The sequence below is a fragment of the Catenulispora pinisilvae genome, assembly GCF_015356865.1.
GTDB classification, from domain to species: domain Bacteria; phylum Actinomycetota; class Actinomycetes; order Streptomycetales; family Catenulisporaceae; genus Catenulispora; species Catenulispora pinisilvae.
On sequence record NZ_JAAFZA010000038.1, the window covers coordinates 29,363 to 49,388 of the forward strand.

General features: G+C 70.1%; 13 protein-coding genes. 3 read left to right on the forward strand and 10 right to left on the reverse strand.

Annotated features, from left to right (window positions below; all coding sequences use genetic code 11):
* Nucleotides 1-24: 24 nt before the first annotated feature.
* Entirely contained in the window at nucleotides 25-3,021 is a 2,997-nt protein-coding gene (locus IZR01_RS13270; protein WP_194923983.1) for a DOMON domain-containing protein, read from the reverse strand.
* A 31-nt stretch (nucleotides 3,022-3,052) separates the two neighbouring features.
* Entirely contained in the window at nucleotides 3,053-4,867 is a 1,815-nt protein-coding gene (locus IZR01_RS13275; RefSeq protein WP_194923984.1) for a glycoside hydrolase family 36 protein, read from the reverse strand.
* A gap of 88 nt (nucleotides 4,868-4,955) precedes the next feature.
* Here IZR01_RS13275 and IZR01_RS13280 point away from each other — a divergent pair, with 88 nt between their 5' ends.
* Nucleotides 4,956-5,807, forward strand: a complete 852-nt coding sequence (locus IZR01_RS13280; protein ID WP_194923985.1) for an SMP-30/gluconolactonase/LRE family protein — start codon at nucleotides 4,956-4,958, stop codon at nucleotides 5,805-5,807.
* Nucleotides 5,808-5,846: 39 nt separating this feature from the next.
* Here the strand turns inward: IZR01_RS13280 and IZR01_RS13285 are convergent, their stop codons facing one another.
* The 3 genes from IZR01_RS13285 to IZR01_RS13295 all read right to left on the reverse strand — a co-directional run bounded on the left by IZR01_RS13285 (nucleotide 5,847) and on the right by IZR01_RS13295 (nucleotide 11,175).
* Complete coding sequence (locus IZR01_RS13285) at nucleotides 5,847-6,821, reverse strand: LacI family DNA-binding transcriptional regulator (protein WP_194893087.1); 975 nt, start codon at nucleotides 6,819-6,821, stop codon at nucleotides 5,847-5,849.
* A 104-nt stretch (nucleotides 6,822-6,925) separates the two neighbouring features.
* Complete coding sequence (locus tag IZR01_RS13290; RefSeq protein ID WP_194923986.1) at nucleotides 6,926-10,120, reverse strand: glycoside hydrolase family 2 TIM barrel-domain containing protein; 3,195 nt, start codon at nucleotides 10,118-10,120, stop codon at nucleotides 6,926-6,928.
* A gap of 41 nt (nucleotides 10,121-10,161) precedes the next feature.
* The gene (locus tag IZR01_RS13295; protein WP_194893075.1) at nucleotides 10,162-11,175 is read right to left on the reverse strand and encodes a LacI family DNA-binding transcriptional regulator; all 1,014 of its coding nucleotides are present in this window, start codon (nucleotides 11,173-11,175) and stop codon (nucleotides 10,162-10,164) included.
* Nucleotides 11,176-11,373: 198 nt separating this feature from the next.
* Between IZR01_RS13295 and IZR01_RS13300 the strand changes: the two genes are divergently transcribed.
* Nucleotides 11,374-12,423, forward strand: coding sequence for an acetylxylan esterase (locus tag IZR01_RS13300; RefSeq protein WP_194923987.1), 1,050 nt, complete (start codon nucleotides 11,374-11,376; stop codon nucleotides 12,421-12,423).
* Nucleotides 12,424-12,501: 78 nt separating this feature from the next.
* On the forward strand, nucleotides 12,502-14,667 hold the full coding sequence (locus IZR01_RS13305) for an NHL repeat-containing protein (protein ID WP_194923988.1): 2,166 nt from the start codon (nucleotides 12,502-12,504) through the stop codon (nucleotides 14,665-14,667).
* 110 nt (nucleotides 14,668-14,777) lie between these two features.
* Here IZR01_RS13305 and IZR01_RS13310 read toward each other — a convergent pair whose 3' ends face one another.
* From IZR01_RS13310 to IZR01_RS13330, 5 genes are all read right to left on the reverse strand, one after another.
* The gene (locus IZR01_RS13310) at nucleotides 14,778-15,521 is read right to left on the reverse strand and encodes a PspA/IM30 family protein (protein WP_194893078.1); all 744 of its coding nucleotides are present in this window, start codon (nucleotides 15,519-15,521) and stop codon (nucleotides 14,778-14,780) included.
* 37 nt (nucleotides 15,522-15,558) lie between these two features.
* The gene (locus tag IZR01_RS13315; protein ID WP_194923989.1) at nucleotides 15,559-16,554 is read right to left on the reverse strand and encodes an EamA family transporter; all 996 of its coding nucleotides are present in this window, start codon (nucleotides 16,552-16,554) and stop codon (nucleotides 15,559-15,561) included.
* Nucleotides 16,555-16,726: 172 nt separating this feature from the next.
* Nucleotides 16,727-17,650 carry an alpha/beta fold hydrolase gene (locus IZR01_RS13320; protein ID WP_194893080.1) on the reverse strand — a complete coding sequence of 308 codons (924 nt, stop codon included), beginning with the start codon at nucleotides 17,648-17,650 and terminating at the stop codon, nucleotides 16,727-16,729.
* Nucleotides 17,647-19,020, reverse strand: a complete 1,374-nt coding sequence (locus IZR01_RS13325) for a M20/M25/M40 family metallo-hydrolase (protein ID WP_194893081.1) — start codon at nucleotides 19,018-19,020, stop codon at nucleotides 17,647-17,649. The genes IZR01_RS13320 and IZR01_RS13325 overlap by 4 nt, the downstream gene beginning before the upstream one ends.
* A 12-nt stretch (nucleotides 19,021-19,032) precedes the next feature.
* On the reverse strand, nucleotides 19,033-19,995 hold the full coding sequence (locus IZR01_RS13330) for a LuxR C-terminal-related transcriptional regulator (RefSeq protein ID WP_194893082.1): 963 nt from the start codon (nucleotides 19,993-19,995) through the stop codon (nucleotides 19,033-19,035).
* Nucleotides 19,996-20,026: the final 31 nt, after the last annotated feature.

Genomic DNA, 20,026 nt, shown 5'->3' on the forward strand with positions numbered 1-20,026 from the left:
CGGGCCGGAGTTCGTCGTGCGAAGTCACTTGCCGAGCCCCCAACGGGTGTCGATCCGGCCGCCGGTGAACTGCGCCCCGGTGCCCCAGAACGGGGCGAAGTTGTAGCAGCCCGAGGCGGTTCCCTCGTTCTGCGCCGTCCAGTACGTCGCGCCGTGCGCGCCGGTGCCGCGGTCGTTGACCTGGACCGCCATCGTGGCCTCGTGGACCTGGCCGGCCGGCAGGGCGTTGAGCGCCGCGTACAGATCAGGGAGCTGGTTCCAGTTGATCGCCAGCTCGTACGTCGTCGCCTTGTTGGTCTCGTCGCGGGTGAGGACCACCCGGCCGTCGGCGCCGGTGGTCGCGTGCGCGTCCAGCTGGCCCAGCGGCGTCGGGAGTACCGCGTTGGTCGGGTAGAACGTCTGGTAGTTCGTGCCGGGGGCCAGTTGGCGGTGCAGCTCGCCGGGGCCGAAGGGCAGGGTGGCCACGAACAGGTGTGAGGCGGAGACCAGACACTTGTCGTAGTGCGGGTCGCCGGCCAGCAGGTCGTCGGGGTTGGCCACGACGTTGAAGCCGATCTGGACGCTGTCGGCGGCGAACGGGAACAGGTACTGGCCCTGCGCCGAGGCCCACACCAAGTTCGAGGACTGAGTCTGGTCCTCGATGACCGCGCGCAGGTACAGGCTCGTGCTGTCCCAGGCGGTCTGGAAGGTGTAGTCCTTCGTGTCGCTCACGCCGGCCAGCAGCACCGTGCTGCTCATCGTGACCGGTACGACGCCGTTCCACTGGCTCGCGCTGCCCCCGACCGTGATCGAGCGGTTCGGGACGTAGGCCAGCTGGACGGTCTGCGAACCCTTCAGATGGAAGCCGTCCCGGCCCGGGATCGTCACGTCGTAGGCGATCGGGTACTGGTTGTTCGGATCCACCTGGGAGGTCTGCGCCGGCCAGGAGACGATCTGGCTCTCACCCGGCGCCAGCATCACCGGCCGGGTCGCGCCCGGCACCGTCCAGCCGGCCGGCGGCGTCATCGTCACGTTGGCGTGCACGAAGCCCGGCGAGACGTTCTCCACCCGCAGATCGATGGTGCTGTCGGCCCCGATCGGCTTCACGAACGACAGCGGCGTGACCTTCACCGGCTCGTCGTACGTGAACACCGCGCCCTCGGTCAGCGCCGTCTTCAGGTCGTTCGGCCGCAGATCCGTGTCGAAGTACAGGACCTCCCACGGGTTCAGCGGGAGCGTGACCGTGGACTTGCTGCCGTCGGCCAACTGCGTGCCGAGGTAGTCGTAGACGCGGACGTGCCGGGCGTTGTTCAGCGTCAGCGTGCCGGTGTAGCCGGCGCTCTGGTGCTCCATCGTGCCGTCGTAGAGCTGATCGGCGTAGATCGCCGCCCGGCCCTTGCCGTCGGCGTGCTTGAACAGGAAGCCCCACGTGGACTTCGCCGTCGGGTACAGCTCCTCAAGGAGCTGACAGTCCTCCAGCACCCGGGTCATCGTCGAGTAGGCGACGATCGGCGCGCTCGGGCTCTTGGTCTTGTTGTCGTACATGTTGAACTCGGCGCCCGAGTAGGTCGCGTCGTAGCACAGCGAGAACCAGAACACCTTGACCGGCGAGTTCTCCTCGGCCCCGGCCAGCATGTGCAGCAGGTAGTTCGGGGTCAGGGTGCGGGCCACGCCGTACTGCTGCATGTTCGCCGGATACGCCGTGAACTGAAGGCTTCCGGCGGTGCCCAGCTCGGTCTGCCACTGGCCGGCCCGGCCTTGGTTCTGGCCGTACTTCCGGTCCAGCTTGATCTGGGTCTTGGTCATCGCGTACTGCGTGGAGTCCGGGAAGCCGTACGCGTGGTTGACCGAACCGTCGATGTAGCCGACCTTGTCCGAGCCGATCGCGTAGACGATGTCCCGGTTGTAGGTGACCGAGCCGCCGCCGATCAGGTTCACGTTCGGATAGTCCGGCTTGACCAGGTCCCAGATCAGCTTGGTCATGTCGCGGTAGTCCTGCGCGGTGCCGGTCGCCCAGGACCAGCCGTGCACCCACGGCTCGTTCCACAGCTCCCAGTTCTCGACCAGGTCCTGCAACGGCGCGATGCTGTGGTACACCATCTCCGAGTGGGCGACCATGTCCTTGGGCCGGTTCTGGTACGGCAGCGGGATCGTGCCGTTGGGCAGCGGCTCCACGTTCCAGGACATGTTGTAGTTGATGCCGGCGATCGGCGTGATCCCCAGCGCCAGCCAGTCCTGGATCTCGGCGCGCGCGGCGTCGATCGCGCTCTGGTCCCAGAAGACGCCGGGCGAGGGGGCGACGGTGTCGGGCTCGACGGCGTTGACGCCGCGGGTCCACTTCACCCCCATGCGCGCGGCGATCTGGCGGCTGGTGGCCCACGTGCCCTCGGGCCGGATGCCCAGGCCGAACGGCGAGTTCGGGCGCACCCCGGCCACCGTCTGCCGGATCACACCGAGGCCGTGGATGGCGCTTATCAGGACTGTGTTGTCGGACTTGGTGACGGTGACCGCCACCTGGTAGTGGTCCGGGCTCAGACTGCCCAGCGGGATCGTGACCACGCCGGGGGAGCCGGCCGGGGCGCTGAACGCGGAGCTGCCGGTACCGAGCTGCGTGGTGCCGCGCCGGGTCAGGGTCCAGGCGATGGTGCCGGTCATGGCGACGGTGCTGTTGAAGGTGACGACCAGTGCCGCCGCCGCCGTGCCGCTGTCGGCGTCGGCGATGTAGAGCCCTGTGGTGTCGGTGAAGTTGACGTCCACCAACGGGATCCGGACCGCCGGGGCGGCCGCGTTCGTCAGGGCACCGGCTCTGGCCGGGACCGCCGAACCGCCGGCGCTCCCCGCGGCGTTCGCCGCGTCGGCCTGCGCGTTCTGGCTGCCGAGCATGTTGACCGCCGCGGTTCCGGCGGCGGCCGCCGCGCCGTAGCCCAGCGCGCGACGGCGGCTGATCTGCTTGCGGGTGATCCGCTCGCGTTCGAGCGGGCCGGGGATACCGGGGATACCGGGTACTGCGGGGTGGTTCTCGGCGCCTTCCGGGTGGGTCATCTCTCGGGCCTCCATGGCGACGGAGTTGGTGTCAGACCTCTGTGATCTCGGTGATCAGGCACAGGCCGGACGGGGGCACCGCGATGGAGCTCGGCCCGAGGGCTAGGCGTGTGTGCTCCTCGCGGATGGTGCGACCGCAGGCGTCTGACACGGTCAGGCGCACGGCGGCTTGGTGCCGAAGGTCGAGGACGACGCGGCCGGAATCGGTGGCGTTGACCACGGCGGCCTCACGGAGCCCGCTCAGGTCGAGCGGGACCAGGTGGTTCACGGTGTGCAGGACCGCGACCGCGCGCTCGGCGTCGGTGACGGTCGTCAAGGGATAGAGCTCGTCGGGGCGGCCGGCGCGCAGCCGGCCGCGGGTGAGCAGATCGCGGCGGTTCCGCCAGAAGCCGAGCCAGAAGGCGATCATCGCCCGGTGCTCGGCGGGCAGATCGGCGAGCCGCGTCGAGATCTGCGGGATGGTGTGCAGGACGGCCAGCAACTGCCGGGCCGCCTGCTCCGCGGTGCCGGACGCGTCCCACATCAGCATGTCGGAGTGGATCGCGACGTCCGGGGCGAGCAGCGCCAGGTCCAGGGACTTCACGCGGTTGGCGACCGCGTCGGCCGGGCAGTCGCTGGCGCGCAGCAGGTTGGCGTACTCGAGCATCGCAGGGCCGGTATACGGCTGGCGGAACTCGATGAGGAAGTCGGTGCCGCGGGCGGCGCGCAGCCGGTCGCGCAAGGCGGCCAGCAGGACGCGCATCGCGGTGCCGACGTCGGGGATCCAGCCTTCGGCGGCCGGTTCTCCGGTGGGCACAGCATCAGCGGTGTCACCCGCCTCGGCGTACGTCCCACTGGCGTACACCGAGGCGGAGTCCAGGAAATCGATCTTCAGGCCGTCCAGGCCGTAGGTCTCGACCAATCGTGCGCAGCGGTCGACGACGAAGGCGCGGACCTCGGCGTGCCGCGGGTCCAGCACGTGGCAGCCCCATTCGGGCCGGGCGTGCGGGGCGAACCCGGCCAGCGCTTCACGCACCGCGCTGTCCTGTCCGAGCAACAGCGGGGCGATCCAGGCCATGTACTTCAGGCCGGCCGCGTGGACCTCGGCGACGTGCGCGGCGAAGTCCGGGAACTTGTCGGCGTCCGGTTCCCAGTCGCCGCAACCGGAATAGCCGCCGCCGGTGCCGCCGCGTTGCCAGCCGTCGTCCAGGATGAGGAGCCCGCATCCGGCTTCGGCGGCCAGCTCGGCCTCGGCCTCGACGGCCGCCGCGCTCACGTCTTGGTGGTAGGAGTACCACGTCGAGTAGGTCGCGGTCCGCCCGGCGTCCGGGACGGGCAGCGTTGTCTCAGGAGACTGCCAGCGCGCCAATTCGCGCAGCGCGTCGGCGTGCGGCTGCCCGGGCTCGGCTATTCGGATCCGGCAGACCTCGCCGGGCTCCAGGTCCATCGCCAGCCAGACGCCGAACCGGCCGGTGCGCTCGCCGACGCCGAACTTCAGCCGGGTGGTCGCGACCAGGCGGTCGGTGGCATAGGCGAGTAAGGCGTTTGCGCTGCCGTCGTACAGACAACCCAGCGGCGCCGAGCCGGCCAGGCCGATGGTGCGCCAGCCGGTCATCCAGTCCGCGGCCAGGTGGCGGTCCCAGCCGGCGGCCGGGTGCCAGTGGCCGACGGCGCCGCCGAGCGGGACGTCCAGACGTACCAACGTTGTCTGGGCCGTCCCACCGGCGAGCTCGGCGACACCACCCCCGGGTTCGGCGGTGAGGACCGGCGCCGGACCGGGGGTCAGCCGGGTGACGACGACACCGTGCACCTCAAGGGCACTGCCGTCGTACCACAGGTGACGCCGGTCGGTCAGCGGGGCCATCATCGTTCCTCTCAGGGGATTGGCTGGAACCATAGCCACGCCGAGACAACGTTGTCCAGAGTTTCAGCGAGGGAAAGGAAAGCGCATTCCCATGTTCGATCCGGAGGTATTCGTACCCTGCGACGCCGAGGTGGGCGAGGGTCCGGTCGTCGACCACGCGGCCGGCGGGCTGCTCTTCGTCGACATCCCACGGGGCCGGCTGTTGCGGGCTGATCTGCACGTATCCGGCCCGGCGACCGAGCTCGCGGCCATCGGGATGTCCCTGGGGGCGGTGGCGCCGCGCCGAAGCGGAGGCTGGGTGGCCGCGTGTGCGCGGGGTTTCGGGACGCTGAGACCGGATGGTGACCTTACTGTTCAGTACCCTGTGTTAGACGACCCGGCATTGCGGATGAATGATGCGAAATGTGATTCAGCGGGACGATTCTGGGCGGGCAGCACGGAATTGTCCTTCGAGCCGGGCCGCGGGGCGTTGCACTGCTGGGACCCGCAGAGCGGCGTCCGCACCGTCGTGGAAGGCCTGACCCTGCCGAACGGGCTCGGCTGGAGCCCCGACGACACGGTCTTCTATCTGGCCGACAGCATGCGCCACGTGGTGCTGTCGGCGCCGTTCGACGTGCGGACCGGGACGATCGGGCCCTTCAGTGAGCTGATCCAGGTAGACGACGGTCTGCCGGACGGCCTGTGCGTCGATGTGGACGGCTGCCTATGGCTCGCGGTCTGGGGCGCGGGGCAGGTGCGGCGCTACGATCCGCGCGGTCGGCTGATCGCGACCGTGCGCTTCCCGGTGTCGCAGCCCTCGTCCTGTGTGTTCGGCGCGGACGGGGCGCTGTTCGTGACCTCCGCGCGGGAAGGTACACACGCGGCCCAGGAGCCTTACGCCGGCTCGGTCTTCCTCATGGACGCCGGGGTACGGGGGGTGCCGGCAGGTATATTCGAGGCCTGATTTAATAGGGAGTGCGCGCGTCGGCGTCAGCCGTGCCGGTCAGCCGGCGCTGCGCACTACCAGCTCGGTCGGCACGATCACGGTCTTGGGCCGCGACCGGTCCCCGGCGATCCGGTTGAACAGCAGTTCCGTCCCGATCCGGCCGATCTCGCGGACATCATAGGACACCACGGTCAGCGGCCACGGCACGAACGAGGCGGTCTCGAAGTCGTCGAAGCCGATCAGCTCCACCTGCGCGGCCCGGCCGCCCAACGCGCTCAGCGTGCCCAGCGTCAGCCGGTTGTTCAGCGCGAATATCGCGGTCGGCGGCTCGGGGCCGTCGAGCATCGCGTTCACCGCGGCCGTGGCGTCCGGCACGGTGTGCAGCCCATACTTGATCAGGTCCGGCCGGTACGGCAGCCCGGCCTGCTCCAGCGCCTTCTCCGCCGCCGAGAGCCGCTCGGCCATCGTGGATATCGTCAGCCAGTCCGAGATCACGCCGATCCGGGTGTGCCCGGCGGCCACCAGGGCCTCGACGGCCGCCCGGGCACCCCCGGCGTTGTCGATCAGCACCGTGTCCGCGCGCAGATTGCGCGGCGGCCGGTCCAGGAACACGATCGGCGTGCCGCGCTCGATCTCCGGGCGCAGGTACACGTGGTCGGCGTCGGCCGCCGGGACCACCAGCAGCCCGTCCACCCGGCGCTCGCACAGCTCCAGCAGCAGCTTGCGCTCGCGGTCGGCGTCCTCCTCGGAGCTGGCGGTGATCAGCAGGGTGTCGCGGTCCAGCGCGTACTGCGCCGAGGCCGCGGCGATCCCGGCGTAGAACGGGTTCGCCAGGTCCTCGATGAGCAGGCCCACCGTCGCCGAGGTGCTGCCGGCCCGCAGGTTGCGGGCCATGTCGTTGCGCCGGAAGCCGAGTTCGGCGACGGCGGCGTTGACCTTGCCCACCAGCTGCGGGTCCACGGTGGGGACGTTGTTCACCACCCGCGACACGGTCTTCAGGCTGACGCCCGCGATCCGTGCCACGTCCGCCATGGTCGGGCGGCGGATCTCCCCTCCCGCGCTGGACGTGCTCACCTGCGGTCCGGCTCCTTCCGGCGACACGACGCCGGGCCCGGTGCCTACGTTGTCTCGTGTCGCTACTGTAGCGCCTCCAGGGTAAAGGTGAAGCTGGAGTCCCTGGCTTCCAGGCGGTAGCGGGGCTGCAAGGGGTGGCCGCACGACGCGCTTCCGGCGCCGTGGTGTGCGTGGTCCACATGGACGTGCAGGCGTCCGTCCGGGACCAGTTCGTCCGGGTGGCGCGCGGCTTCCAGCGCCGCGTTGCTCCACGGCCGCACCGCGAGATCGAAGTGCGGGGCGCCGGACAGCAGCAGGCCGGTACCGTCGGCCCGGGTGATCGAGGCCGTGCGGACCTGGTGCCGGTTGCCGTTCTCCTGCGGGAACAGGTACGGCGTCTGGAGATCTGTGACAGAGCTCTGATGGTTGCCCACCCGGACCGCCGACCGGCTGTCGCGGTACGCCTCGCCCGGGCCCAGGCCGAACCAGCTCACGCGGTCCAGGTCGCCGGGGAGTTGGAACGACAGGCCGAGGCGGGGGATCGGGCAGGGCCAGGGCCGGTTCGGCGCGCTGTGGACGGTGAGGTGCAGCCTGTCCCCGGCGGCCGACCAGATGTACGTGACGTTCAGGTGGTGGTCCAGGCCGACCGGCGCGACGCGGGTGGTGACGGTGAGCGCGTCGGGTTCGCAGTCGACGGCCAGGACGTTGTGGGTGAGCCGGTCCAGACCGGCCGCCTGCCACACTTCGAGCAACGGCGGCGCGGTGAAGGAGGACCGGCGCTCGTTGTCGATCGGTGCCCGCCACAGGTTCAGGCGGAGCCCCTCGACCGCGAGGTCCCCGAGCCGGGACAGGTCGCCGGTGGCCGGGTCGAAGACCGCCGGGCCGAGCTCGATGGCCTCGGCGGTGCGGTGCGGGGCCTGGTAGTCCGCCGCCCAGCCACCGCGGTCGATCGTCGTGCCGGTGAGCGTGCTGCCGCCGCGAGTACGGCCGCTAGCACCGCCGTGAGTGTCGCCGACCGGCGGACCGGTCACCGCTGTGCCGATCGCCGTGCCGACCGCCGAGGCGGCGAGGAACATGTCCACGGTCGCCGCGACAGCCTGGTCCACAAGCGCGCCGGCCGGCGAGTCCGCGCTGAGCGTCGAGGCTTCCGTCATGGCCGAAGAGGCGATACCGCGGGCATCTTCCAGCTCGGTCTGGCCCCAGGCGATCACGTGCCCGGCGCCCGCCCAGCTCTCGTCCGCCGCCAGCACGGCCTCGACCGTCACCCAGCGCTCGCCGGCGTCCGCGGCCTCGGCCGCCTTGGTCAGCTCCGCCGGATACTTGAACCGGAACGTCGCACCCGGCGCGATCGGCGGCACCGCGAGCTCGTCCTGCGCGATCAGCTCGCCGTCGACCTCCAGCCGCCATCTCCAGCGCAGATAACCGGTGTCGCGGGTGTGGTGCAGGTTGCGGATCGCGTCGTCTTCGACGCGGACCGGCTCGCAGACCCTCGCGTACTCCAGCAGGCCCGGCGAGGGCGTGCGGTCCGGGAACACCAGGCCGTCGGCGACGAAGTTGCCGTCGTGGACCCGCTCGCCGAAGTCGCCGCCGTAGGCGTAGTGCGAGCCCTGCGCGATGCCGTGGTCGATCCACTCCCAGACGAAGCCGCCGGCCAGGCGCGGATGGGCCTCGAACAGCTCGCGGTACTCCAGCAGGCCGCCGGGGCCGTTGCCCATGGCGTGCGCGTACTCGCAGAGGAAGAACGGCAGTGAGCGCCGGTGTGCGTCGACCGTCGGGTCCGCCGTCACCGGCTCCTGATACACCCCGGTCGCGGCCACGTGGTCGTAGTTGGAGTACATGCGCGTGTACACGTCGACGTAGGAGGAATCCCGGTCGCCTTCATAGTGGATCAGGCGCTCGGGATCGCGTTCGCGGATCCACGCCGCCATCGCGGCCAGGTTCTCGCCGCTGTCGCATTCGTTGCCCAGCGACCAGATCACCACGCTCGGGTGGTTCTTGTCCCGCTCCACCATCCGCTCGGCGCGGTCCAGCATCGCCTCACGCCAGGCCGGGTCGGCGACCGGGTTGTCGCGCCAGCCGGCCAGCGCGAAGCCGTGGGTCTCCAGATCGCACTCGTCGATGACCCACAGGCCGTACTCGTCGCACAGGTCCAGGAAGCGCGAATCCGGCGGGTAGTGCGAGGTGCGGACCGCGTTGATGTTGTGCCGCTTCATCAGCAGCACGTCTTCGAGCATCGTCTCCACGCTCAGGGTGCGGCCGGTGAGCGGATGCCACTCGTGCCGGTTGACGCCGCGGAACTTCAGCGGCCTGCCGTTGGCCAACAGGACGCCGTCGGCGGTCTCGATCCGGCGGAAGCCGATCCGGACCGGGACGCGTTCGCCGGTACTGACCAGCTCGCCGGCGTAGAGCCGCGGGCGCTCGTCGCTCCACGGCTCGACGTCCCGCAGCGTGAACGGACCGGCCGGGTCGGCGTCGTTGATGCCCAGGTCGGGGACGGTGAGCCGGGCCGGGCCGGTGCCCGTGAGGACTTCGACGCGCAACGTGCCCTCGCCGGTCGCCGGGTCGTAGTCGGCGTGGACGAAGAAGTCTGAGATACCGTCGCGCGGCCGCTCCAGGATCGCCGCCGAGCGGAAGATGCCGGACAGCCACCACATGTCCTGGTCTTCCAGATAGGTGCCCGCCGACCATTGGTGGACCCGGACCGCGATCACGTTCTGCCGCCCCGGAAGCAGGGCGGCCGACACGTCGAACTCGGTGGGCAGGCGCGAACCCTTCCCGTCGCCGAGCAGCGTGCCGTTCAGCCAGACCGCGAAGCAGGAGTCGACGCCCTCGAAGCGCAGCCGCGCGCCGTCGGCGTGGAAGCCGGCGGGCACGTCGAAGGCGTACCGGTACTCCCCGGTCGGGTTCTCGCGCGGGACGTGCGGCGGGTTCAGCGGGATCGGGTAGGTGACGTTCGTGTACGCAGGCTTGCCATAGCGCGGCTCTCCCGGCACGCCGTCCAGCTGCCAGCACGACGGCACCGCGACCTCGTCCCAGGCGGCGTCTTCGAAGGCCGGTTCCTGGAACCCCTCGGTGGTGTCGTGCAGCCCGGCGGCCAGCCGGAACCGCCACCGGCCGTCCAGGCCCAGCACCGCGGCGTCCGAGGCGAACGCCGCGCGCGGCGCGAGTCGGCCGCTGCCGGGGGAGCGGTCCTCGACGTAGGCGCAGTGCTGATTCTGGGGCGAGTGCTGATTGCGGGGCGAGTGCTGGTCGTGGGACGAATGCTGGTCGGTGGTCATCGAGCCGGACCAACCTTTCCGGATGTCAGGGGCCTGAGGTCTCAGATCGTTCCGGCCGGTGGCGGCGCGGTGGAAGCACGCACCATGAGCCGACCGGCCATGACGGTCTCCCCGTTCGGTGCGGTCTTGCCGTCCAACAGGTCTAGCAGGATCTGGGCGGCGCGCCGACCCAGGTCCACACTTTGCAGGGCGACGCTGGTCAGCGGGGTCTCGCCGAGCACCGCCGCCGAGGTGTCGTCGAACCCGGCGACCGAGACGTCGCCGGGCACGCCGCGGCCGCTCTCGCGCAGGTAGCGCAGGACGCCCAAGGCCATGCCGTCGTTGAAGGCGAAGATCGCGGTCGGCGGTTCGGGCCGGGCCATGAGCCGCTGGGCGGCGGCGTGGCCGGATTCGAAGGTGAAGTCGCCGTGGACGGTGAGCCCGGGATCGGGTTCCAGGCGCGCGTCGGCGAAGGCCCGGTGGACGCCGCGCAGGCGGGCCGCCATCGCCAGCCGGTTCTCCTGCGGACCGTTGACCACGCCGATCCGGCGGTGGCCCAACGCCAGCAGGTGCTGCGCGACCGCGTAGGCGCCGCCCTCGTCGTCCGGGTGCACCATCGCCAGGTCGTCCTCGGTATAGCCGATGACCACGACCGGGTAGCCGAGCTCGACCAGATGCGGCAGCGCGGCGGTGCCGCCGCCGCCCTCCACGATCAGGCCGTCGACCAGCCGGCGCCGGTCGAAGCGGCGGTAGGCCGAGCCGGGGTCGCCGGAGGCCTCGCGGGTGGACAGCAGCAGGCCGTAGCCGCGGGCGGCGAGTTCCTGCTCGGCGCCGGTCATCATCCGGATCAGGTGGTCGTTGGCGAAGGCGAAACCCGGGTCGTGCGGGATCACCAGGCCGACCACCTCGGTGCGGCCGCGGGCCATGGCGCGCCCGCCGGCGCTGGGCCGGTAGCCGAGCGCGGACATCGAGGTGACGACCCGCTGGCGCACCGGGTCGGTGACCGTCGGGTCGCCGTTCACCACGCGGGAGACCGTCTGGTGCGAGACCCCCGCGTGCTCAGCGACGCTGCGCATGGTCGGCCGTCCTGGCATCCCCCTCGTCCTCCCCGGGATGAACGTTCACGTGACAACAGCTTGGATCATAAGCAACGGCAACGGAATCTGGAAGAGCCGTCCGCGGAGTAACCCGAGGATTGACGCGTGATCGCGACGGTTCTACTGTCCCTGTTCGGCGAGTGAACGCTCACTTGACAACTAAGGGGATCGCCGACGATGCCTGATTTCGATCTGCCCCTGGCCGGGCTCCGCGAACGCCACGCGGACGACACCACCCCGGACGACTTCGACGCGTTCTGGCAGGACGGTATCGAGGCGGCCCGCGCGCTCGGCGGCAAACTGACGGCCGAGCTCGTCGACACCGGTCTCACCACGATCACCACCCACGATGTCACGTTCCCCGGCTATGGGGGCGAGCCGGTACGCGCTTGGTTGCACCTGCCCCGGCACACGGATGGGCCGCTTCCGGTAGTGGTGCGCTACATAGGCTACGGCGGCGGACGCGGATTGCCGTATGAAGACGTGCTGTGGGCCAGCGCCGGCTACGCGTATTTCGTGATGGACGCGCGCGGGCAGGGTTCGGATTGGGGATTGGGCGATACCGTCGATCCCCATGGATCAGGGCCCGCATATCCGGGGTTCGCGACCCGCGGTATCGGCGATCCGGAGGAGTACTACTACCGGCGGGTGACGATCGACGCGGTGCGCGCCGTGGATGCGGTGGCAGCGCTGGCGACGGAGTTCGTCGAGGTGGACGCGTCGCGGATTTCCGTTGTGGGGACTAGCCAGGGCGGGGGATTGGCGCTGGCGGTCGCGGGTCTGCATCCGGCGGTGCGGGCGGCGATGATCGACGTGCCCTTCTTGTGCGACTTCCCGCGAGCCGTGCATATCGCGCAACGCGGCCCGTACACGGAACTCGCGGCCTATATGCGGATGCACCGCGGATCGGTGGCGCGGGTGCGGCAGACGCTGGCGTATTTCGACGGGATCAGTCACGCGCGGCGGGCGATGGCTCCGGCGTTGTTCTCGGTGGCGTTGATGGACGACATATGTCCGCCTTCAACTGTGTTCGCCGCCTACAACGTCTACGGCGGCGCGAAGGAGATCAGGGAGTACGAGTTCAACAACCACGAAGGCGGCGGGTCGTTCCACGCGGGCGTCCAACTGCGGTGGCTCTCTGCGCTCGGTCAAGTCATCAGTACAGCGTCGCGTAGCGACTCCATAACGGGCGGTGGTGGGAGACGGGTGGGCGAAACAGACTGTTGACAGTCCGGTCGCTCGAACCTACCTTCGTCAGTGCCCTCAAGTGAACGTTCACTTTACGGTCGTTCTAGGGAGCCACACATGGAGGACAAAAAGGGATTCACGCGTCGGCAGCTCATCGTGAGCTCGGCCGGTGCGGTGATCGCGGGCGGGGCCGCAGGGGCCCTGCTGACTGATTCCACGGCGCAGGCAGCACCCGCCCGCTCCGCCACCGCGGGTGCGGTAGCCGCCGACAGCAATGCCACCTTCCCCACGCTGAACGTCACCACCTCGTGGGTGGGGAACACGTATGCCGGCGCCACACAGTGGATGCAAGACTTCCTGTTCAACATCGCCGTCACCGCCGACGGCACCGTGTACACCAACTCCTTCTGGGACGAGGGCGGCGACGAGGCGGGGATCTACAAGGACGGCAAGGTCATCGGCAACAGCCACAGCGCGAACGGCGACGCGGTGGCGGTCAACAGCAAGAACGCGTTCCTGACGGTCGGCAACGGCCTGACGGCGTTCTCGCTGGCCGGCGTCGCCAGCACCCTGACGTTCGCCGTCGGCAGCCCGCCGGCCGCGGCCGCCGCCACCGACACCCAAGTGGTCGCCACCGACCGGGTGCAGAACCGGGCCATCATCTTCGACGCCGCGACCGGCACGATCGTCCGGACCTGGGCCGTGAACATGCCCGGCGCCGTGACGATCGACCCGAAGAGCGGCGATGTCTGGGTGGTCTCCGGCGTCACCCGCGACACCAACGACGGGCACTTCTGGCACCCGGGCACCAACGGCCCGGTGACGGTGCTCGGCTTCACCAACACCGGCACCGCGCTGCCCGGCACGATCTCCGGCCCGGCCGCCGACTGGCTGCCCACCTCGCTGGCGATCGACGTCAACGGCGACCTGCTGGTCGGCGACAACGGGCCGCTGCGGCAGGTGCATACGTACACTGCTTTGACCTCGGCGAAGCCGACCCTGGCCAAGAGCCTGGGCCGGCCCGGCGGGATCGGCTCCGGCACGCCCGGCGTGCCGGACCCCACCAAGTTCTGGGGCATCTCCGGTGTCGGCGGGGACTCGGCGGGCAACGTCTACGTCGGCATGAACGAGTTCGGGACCTGGCTGCGCAAGTACAACCCGGCCGGGAACCTGGTGTGGCAGCTGGTCGGCCAGGAGTTCGTGACCACGGGCGACTTCGACCCGGCCTCGAACGCGCTGGACATCTACAGCCCGCACGCGCACTACCGCATGGACTACAGCAAGACCCCGGGCAGCGACTCGACCTGGATGGGCTACACCCTGGACTCGGTGAAGTACCCGCAGGACCCGCGGCTGTTCATGATCGGACACCAGCACCACATCACGTCGGCGTTCGTGAAGCGCCTGAACAACAACCTGTACATGTACACCACCGGTATGTACAGCGGCGAGCTCGTGATCCACAAGATGCAGGGCGAGATCGCCGTGCCCTCGGCCGCGATCTTCAAGGCGCACTTCACCGACGACCCGACCTGGCCGCCGTTCCAGCCCGCGACCGGCGAGTGGATCTGGCGCGACGCCAACGGCGACGGCGTGTTCACCGCCGACGAGTACACCACCAACAACGGTCTGAGCGCCCCCAGCAACTGCTGGGTGTGGTTCGTCGACGACAAGGGCGACGTCTGGGAGGGCGGCGACCGGAACCTGCGGCGCTACCCGCTCCAGGGCTTCGACAGCCACGGCAACCCCATCTACGACTACGCGCACATGGTGACCACGGCCCTGCCGGCGCCGTTCAAGCCGGTGCGCCGGCTGAACTACGACGTGGCGACGGACGTGATGTACGTGTCCGGATACACGGCGGCGCAGCCGTTCGAGAACGCGCACTGGAAGGAGTGCGGCAAGGTCCTGGCACGGTACGACAACTGGAGCAAGGTGGACCCGGCCACCGCGACCCCGACGTGGCAGATCCTGCTGCCGTGGGACGAGACGGTGCAGCCGGTGGCCACGACTCCGGTGAGCTGGCAGCCGGCCGGGGACTACATCTTCGTGTGCGGGATCGCTACGCGCGGGTTGGTGTGGGTGCTGAAGGCCTCGGACGGTTCGCCGGTCGGGATGTGGGAGCCCAGCGCGATCGTCGGGCCGCCTTCGGCTTACGGGCCTACGGGATGGGTGGACGTCCCGTATGGGCTGAACGCTGCGAAGGGGTCGGACGGGTCGTATCACGTGACCGTCGAGGACGACTTGAAGAACAAGATCCTGGTTTACACGTGGAAGCCGTGATGCGGTTGCCCGTGATGCGGTAGCCGTTGGCGACGCGTCACGACAGCGAGAAGCGCGGCGGACTCCAGTCCGCCGCGCTTCCTCGTTGGTCCTGCTACGTGCTCACGTGCTCACGCGCCCTGGCCCGGACCGATCTGCTTCTGAGAGTCGGTCGCCGCGATCTCGTTCCGCAGCCGTGCCATCTCGTTCTCCACACCCGGGCCGGCGGACAGCGCCTCCAGCTCGCGGGTGATGTCGTCCTTGCCGTAACCGGTGGGGTCGTTCAGGACGCCGGAGGCGGTGAGCTCGTCCAGGGCCGCGCCGCGGGCCTGGAGCTGGGCCGTCTTGTTCTCGGCCCGCTCGATGGCCATGTTGACGTCGCCCATCTCCTCGGAGATGCCGCTGAACGCCTCGCCGATCTGGGTGGTCGCCTGCGCCGCGGCGTAGGTGGCCTTGATGGTCTCCTTCTTGGTGCGGAAGGCGTCGACCTTCTGCTGGAGACTCTGCGAGGCGCGGACGAGCTTTTCCTCTTCCCCTTGCAGCGCGGTGTACTGCTGGGTCATGTCCTCGATCTGCTGCTGGAGCGGGCCCCGGCGGACCAGCGCCTCACGCGCCAGGTCCTCGCGGCCTACTTCCAGGGCGCGCTTGGCTTGCTCGCCGCGCTTGTCGTAGTCGGCTTGGAGCCCTTTCAGCTGGATTTCTATGCGTTTGCGGCTCGTCGCGACCTCCGCGACGCCCCGGCGCACCTTCTGTAGGAGCTCCAGCTGTTTCTCGTAGGACAGGTCGAGCTGTTCGACCGGATTCTCGCGGCGCTCAAGGGCCGCGTTGGCCTTGGCCTCGACGACCAGCTTCATCCGCTTCATGACGCCGCTCATGGACGCTCCCTGCCCCCTTCGATACACGCGCGTTGGTTCAACGGATCAACGCTTCTGTGGTGACCGTGGTTCCCAGGATAGACGGGGTGGACTCTCCTTCGGAACGGGTGCTCTGCCCAATTCCGCGCTGGGCCAGGAACGCACCGGCCAAGACGATGGCGCCGCCGGCGATCTGGGTGGGGCTCAGGCGCTCACCGAGCGTCGCCCAGGCGATCACCGTCGCGGACGCCGGCTCCACATAGGCCAGGCCCGCCGCGACCGGCGCGGACAGCCGTTGGATGGCCGCGGCGCCGGTGAGGTAGGACAGAACTGTGCTGATCAGCACGATGAACACGGCCAGCGCCCAGCCCGGCACCTGGTGCGAGCCGAGCGGCACCGAGTGCCCCAGGATGTGCCACGGTGCGGACCACGGCGCGGCCAGCGGAGTCAGCACCACCATGCCGACGGCCATGCCGCCGGTGGTGAGTGTGAGCGGATCCACACTGTCGCGCAGGCGGTCGATCAGAAGGAAGAACGTGGCGTTGCCGGCGGCGGCACCGAGCCCGGCCGCGATCCCGATGGCGTCCAGGTGCAGCCCGGCCCAGATCTGCACCACGACCGCCAGGCCGAGCATCGCCACCCCGACCCCGATCGTCGACTCGCGGGCGACGTGCGCATGCCGCACCAGCTTCTCCCACGCGACGACCAGCACCGGCCCGGTGAACTCCAGCAGGATCGCTATCCCGACCGGCAGCCGAGAGGCCGCCACGAAGTACAGCGACTGGCACGCCGCGACCGCCACGATCCCGTACAACAGGATCTGCCACTTGTTCCGCACCATCATCGCCAGCTGCCCGGGCCGACGCAGCACCAGACAGAGCGCCACCAACACCACAACCGTGCCGATCAGGCGCACCCACACCGCTTGCAGCGGGCTGAACCCGGCGGCGATCAGGGCTTTAGCGAACGGCCCGCCAGCGCCGAAGGCCACCGAGGAGGTGACGCCGAACAGGACGCCGGCCGTCGTGCGGTTGGCGGATGGGGTGCTGGTCACATTGCCGAGGGTAATAGGCGCTGGGCTGGTTTGTCCTTAGACGATCACGGAGTGACGCCGAGTCGTGATGGGCTGCTTAGGGCTGACACTGGACGCGCTGCTTACGGCTGACAGCGGATGCGCTGCTTACGCTGCCTCGTGCCCGCTGCCCACATCGCGTCGGACATGCTGCTCACGCCGCATCCGCATCCGCACCGGCGCCGACCAGTTCCACGGCCTCGGCGAACGCCTCAGGCGCCTCCTGCGGCACGTTGTGCCCGATCCCGTCCAGCAGCCGGTACTCGAACCGGCCGGTGAACAGCTCCCGGTCCCCGGAATCCGCGAACGTCGGCCCGCCGACCCCGTCCGCCCCGGCCTCCAACACCACGGTCGGGACCCCGATCTCGGTCCCGAACGCCAGCCGCTCCTCGATCGCCGTGTAGCGCGGATCGCCCTGGGCCAGGCCGTAGCGGTGCCGATAGGAGTGGATCACCACCTCGACGAAGTCCGGGTTGTGCAGGCTCGGTGCGCTGGCCGGGAATTCGGCCGAGGCCGCCTCCCACTTCGGCGACCACGTCCGCCACAACAGCTCGCACAGTTCCTCGCGGTTCCGCTCCAGCCCGCGCAGGCCGCGCTCGCTGTGGAAGTAGTACTGATACCAGAACGTCGCCTCCCACTCCGGCTTCGACGGCTCGGCGGAGTGCGCGATGTCCTGCACGTTGTACCCGTCGACCGTGACCAGGCCCCGCACGCGCTCCGGCCACAGTGCCGAGACGATGCACGCTGCCCGGCCGCCCCAGTCGTAGCCGGCGACGATCGGCCGGTCCAGGCCCAGTGCGTCGATGAAGTCCAAGAGGTCCTGGCCGATGGCGCCCTGCTGGCCGGAGCGGAGATAGGTCTCGGACTGGAAGCGTGTCCTTCCGAAGCCCCGCAGATACGGTGCGTACACGGAGTAGCCGCCCCGCGCCACCAACGCCGCGGCGACCTTGTCGTAGGCGCGGACGTCGTAGGGGAAGCCGTGGAGCAATATGACGGGAATCCCCGAGGGGTCCCCTGCGTACTCATAGGCGATGTCGAGGACGGGCGTCGCTATGTGATCCACCGCAGTGAAGGTCATGAAGAAAGTTTCGCATGCCCGTTCGCATAAGCCTGGAAGAAAGCGGCCTCGGCGAGGACGGAGTTGCGCAGCTCAGAGAGTAGGACGCGCTCGTTGGGGCCGTGGAGCTGGCAGGCCGCGTCCTCGGCGCCGAAGAGCAGGATCTCAGCATTCGGAACCGCCTTCGCGAGCCCGTTGACCAACGGGATCGCGCCGCCGCTCGCGGCCTGCGTCGCCTCGGCGCCCCAGGCCGCCTTCAAGGCCGTCGAAGCAGCCTGATACGCCGGTCCGCCGGTCTCGGCGGCGAAGCCCGGGCCCGCGTCCTGCGGCGTCACGGTCAGCTCGACGCCGAACGGCTTGAGCGCTTCCAGGTGCTGGACCAACGCCTGCTGCGCTTCCTTCGGATCCTGCTGCGGGTGGATGCGCAGGTTGATCAGAGCCCTGGCATACGGCACGACCGCGAGCGCCGCGGTGTCCACGGCCGGTGCGTCCAGGCCGACGACGCTGATCGCCGGGCCGCTCCACAGCCGTTCGCCCAGTCCGCCGGTTCCCAGCAAGGGAGTGTCGGGCTCGACCGCGGCCAGCGTCCGGAATTCCTCGTCGGTGTAGGCGGTCCCGGACCACGGTTCGCGGCGCAGTCCGGGCACGGCCACGTCGCCCTTGTCGTCGTGCAGCGTGGCCAGCGCGGCGATCAGGGTGAGCAGGGCGTCGGGCGCGGCGCCGCCGTACAGGCCGCTGTGCCGTGCCTCCTTCAGCGTGCGGACCTCCACCTGCACCTCGGCGTCGCCGCGCAGCGCGGTGGTCAGCGTCGGGGTGCCGGGGCGGATGTTGCCCATGTCGGCGATGACCATCGCGTCGCAGGCGAAGGCCGCCGGGTTCTGCGGCGGGTAGTCGTCCAGGACGCTGCCGTACTCCTCCTGGCCCTCCAACACGATGCGGATGCCCACCGGCGGCCGGCCCTCGAAGGCGCGCAGGGCGCCCAGGTGCACGGCCAGGTTCGACTTGTCGTCGGCGATGCCCCGGCCCCGGATGGCCGGACCGTGCTCGGGGTCGGTGTACTCCGTCGGGGTGAAGGGCGGCGAAGCCCAGGCCGCCTCGTCGCCGGGCGGCTGGACGTCGTAGTGCCCGTACAGCAGTACGGTCGGGGCGTCCGGCGTCGGCGGCGGGATGTGGCCGGTGATGATCGGGGACGTGTCGGGCAGCCGCAGGTCCGCCAGGTCCTGCACGCCCGCCGCCCGCAGCAGCTCGACCAGCAGGTCGTGGCACTCGACGACCTTCTCCTGCGGATAGCCCGGGAAGGCGATCGAGGGGACGGCGGCCAGGCGCTTCAGATCGGCGGCGACGCCGGGCATCAGGGCGTCGACCTTGGCGGTGAGCTGCGCGATGTCCATGCGGTCAGTAACTCATACCCAGCCGCGGCGCGCCGCCTGAGCGCCGATCTGGAAGCGGGACGCCGCCCCCAGCCGGGCGGCCAGGTCGGCGACCCGGCGGCGCACCGTGCGCTCGCTGATCCCGAGCTGGCGGGCGATCACGTCGTCCTTCATCCCGGCGTTCAGGCACTGCAAAATCGCGTCGTCCTCCGAGGGCAGCTCCGGGTTCGCGTCGGCGCGCGGGGCGAACAGCGGCACCGCCTGCGTCCACACCGCCTCGAACAGCGCGATCAGCGCCTCGCAGAGCCCGGAGGCGTGCACGACCGCGCAGCGCGAGGCGGCGTCCCCGGCCCCCGGCTCGGACAGCGGCAGGATCGCCTCCCGCCGATCGGCGATCACCAGCTTGGTCGGCAGCGCCGGGGCCACCCGTGCCTGCTCGCCGAGCTGCACCAATGCCCGCACCCGGCCGGTGCGCAGAGGTTGGTCCAGCACCTCGGTGGCGTACACCGCCCGCACCGCGACGCCGCGCGACAGGGCGCCGGTCTCCGCCTCCGAATCGCCGTAGCTGGAGGCGACGTAAGGCGGGGTGTCGAACGCCAGGATCTCGCGATCGGCGCGCGCCATCAGGTCGTGGAAGCGCGCGGCAATGGCGGATCGGCCGACGATCGCCTCCACCGGTCGCGCCGCCCCGGTGCGCACCGCGCGGTCGTGGAAGCTGGCGGACAGCTCGTCGATGGTCTGGGTCAGGCGGTCCAACTCGGTGCGGCGCTCGCGCAGCAGGCCGGTGAGCGCCACGCGCGGGTCGACGGGCACGACCGCGACGCCGTCGCGCAGCGCCAGGCCGAGCTCGGTGAGCCGGCGGACGCTGCGGCGGACCTGCTCGGGCGGGGCGCCGAGGTCGTCGGCGAGGGTGCCCGCGGTGTGCGGGTCGCCGACGGTGAGCAGCCGGCGCAGGACGGATTCGTCGAACGCTGACAGGCCCGCGGGGGTCAGCATGGTTGGGTTCCCCTCCTGCGATCAAGAAGCG

Coding starts and splice junctions, on each gene's coding strand:
- IZR01_RS13270 (WP_194923983.1), bottom strand. CDS start 3,021: ATGACCCACCCGGAAGGCGCCGAGAACCACCCCGCAGTACCCGGTATC.
- IZR01_RS13275 (WP_194923984.1), bottom strand. CDS start 4,867: ATGATGGCCCCGCTGACCGACCGGCGTCACCTGTGGTACGACGGCAGT.
- IZR01_RS13280 (WP_194923985.1), top strand. CDS start 4,956: ATGTTCGATCCGGAGGTATTCGTACCCTGCGACGCCGAGGTGGGCGAG.
- IZR01_RS13285 (WP_194893087.1), bottom strand. CDS start 6,821: ATGGCGGACGTGGCACGGATCGCGGGCGTCAGCCTGAAGACCGTGTCG.
- IZR01_RS13290 (WP_194923986.1), bottom strand. CDS start 10,120: ATGACCACCGACCAGCATTCGTCCCACGACCAGCACTCGCCCCGCAAT.
- IZR01_RS13295 (WP_194893075.1), bottom strand. CDS start 11,175: ATGCGCAGCGTCGCTGAGCACGCGGGGGTCTCGCACCAGACGGTCTCC.
- IZR01_RS13300 (WP_194923987.1), top strand. CDS start 11,374: ATGCCTGATTTCGATCTGCCCCTGGCCGGGCTCCGCGAACGCCACGCG.
- IZR01_RS13305 (WP_194923988.1), top strand. CDS start 12,502: ATGGAGGACAAAAAGGGATTCACGCGTCGGCAGCTCATCGTGAGCTCG.
- IZR01_RS13310 (WP_194893078.1), bottom strand. CDS start 15,521: ATGAGCGGCGTCATGAAGCGGATGAAGCTGGTCGTCGAGGCCAAGGCC.
- IZR01_RS13320 (WP_194893080.1), bottom strand. CDS start 17,650: ATGACCTTCACTGCGGTGGATCACATAGCGACGCCCGTCCTCGACATC.
- IZR01_RS13325 (WP_194893081.1), bottom strand. CDS start 19,020: ATGGACATCGCGCAGCTCACCGCCAAGGTCGACGCCCTGATGCCCGGC.
- IZR01_RS13330 (WP_194893082.1), bottom strand. CDS start 19,995: ATGCTGACCCCCGCGGGCCTGTCAGCGTTCGACGAATCCGTCCTGCGC.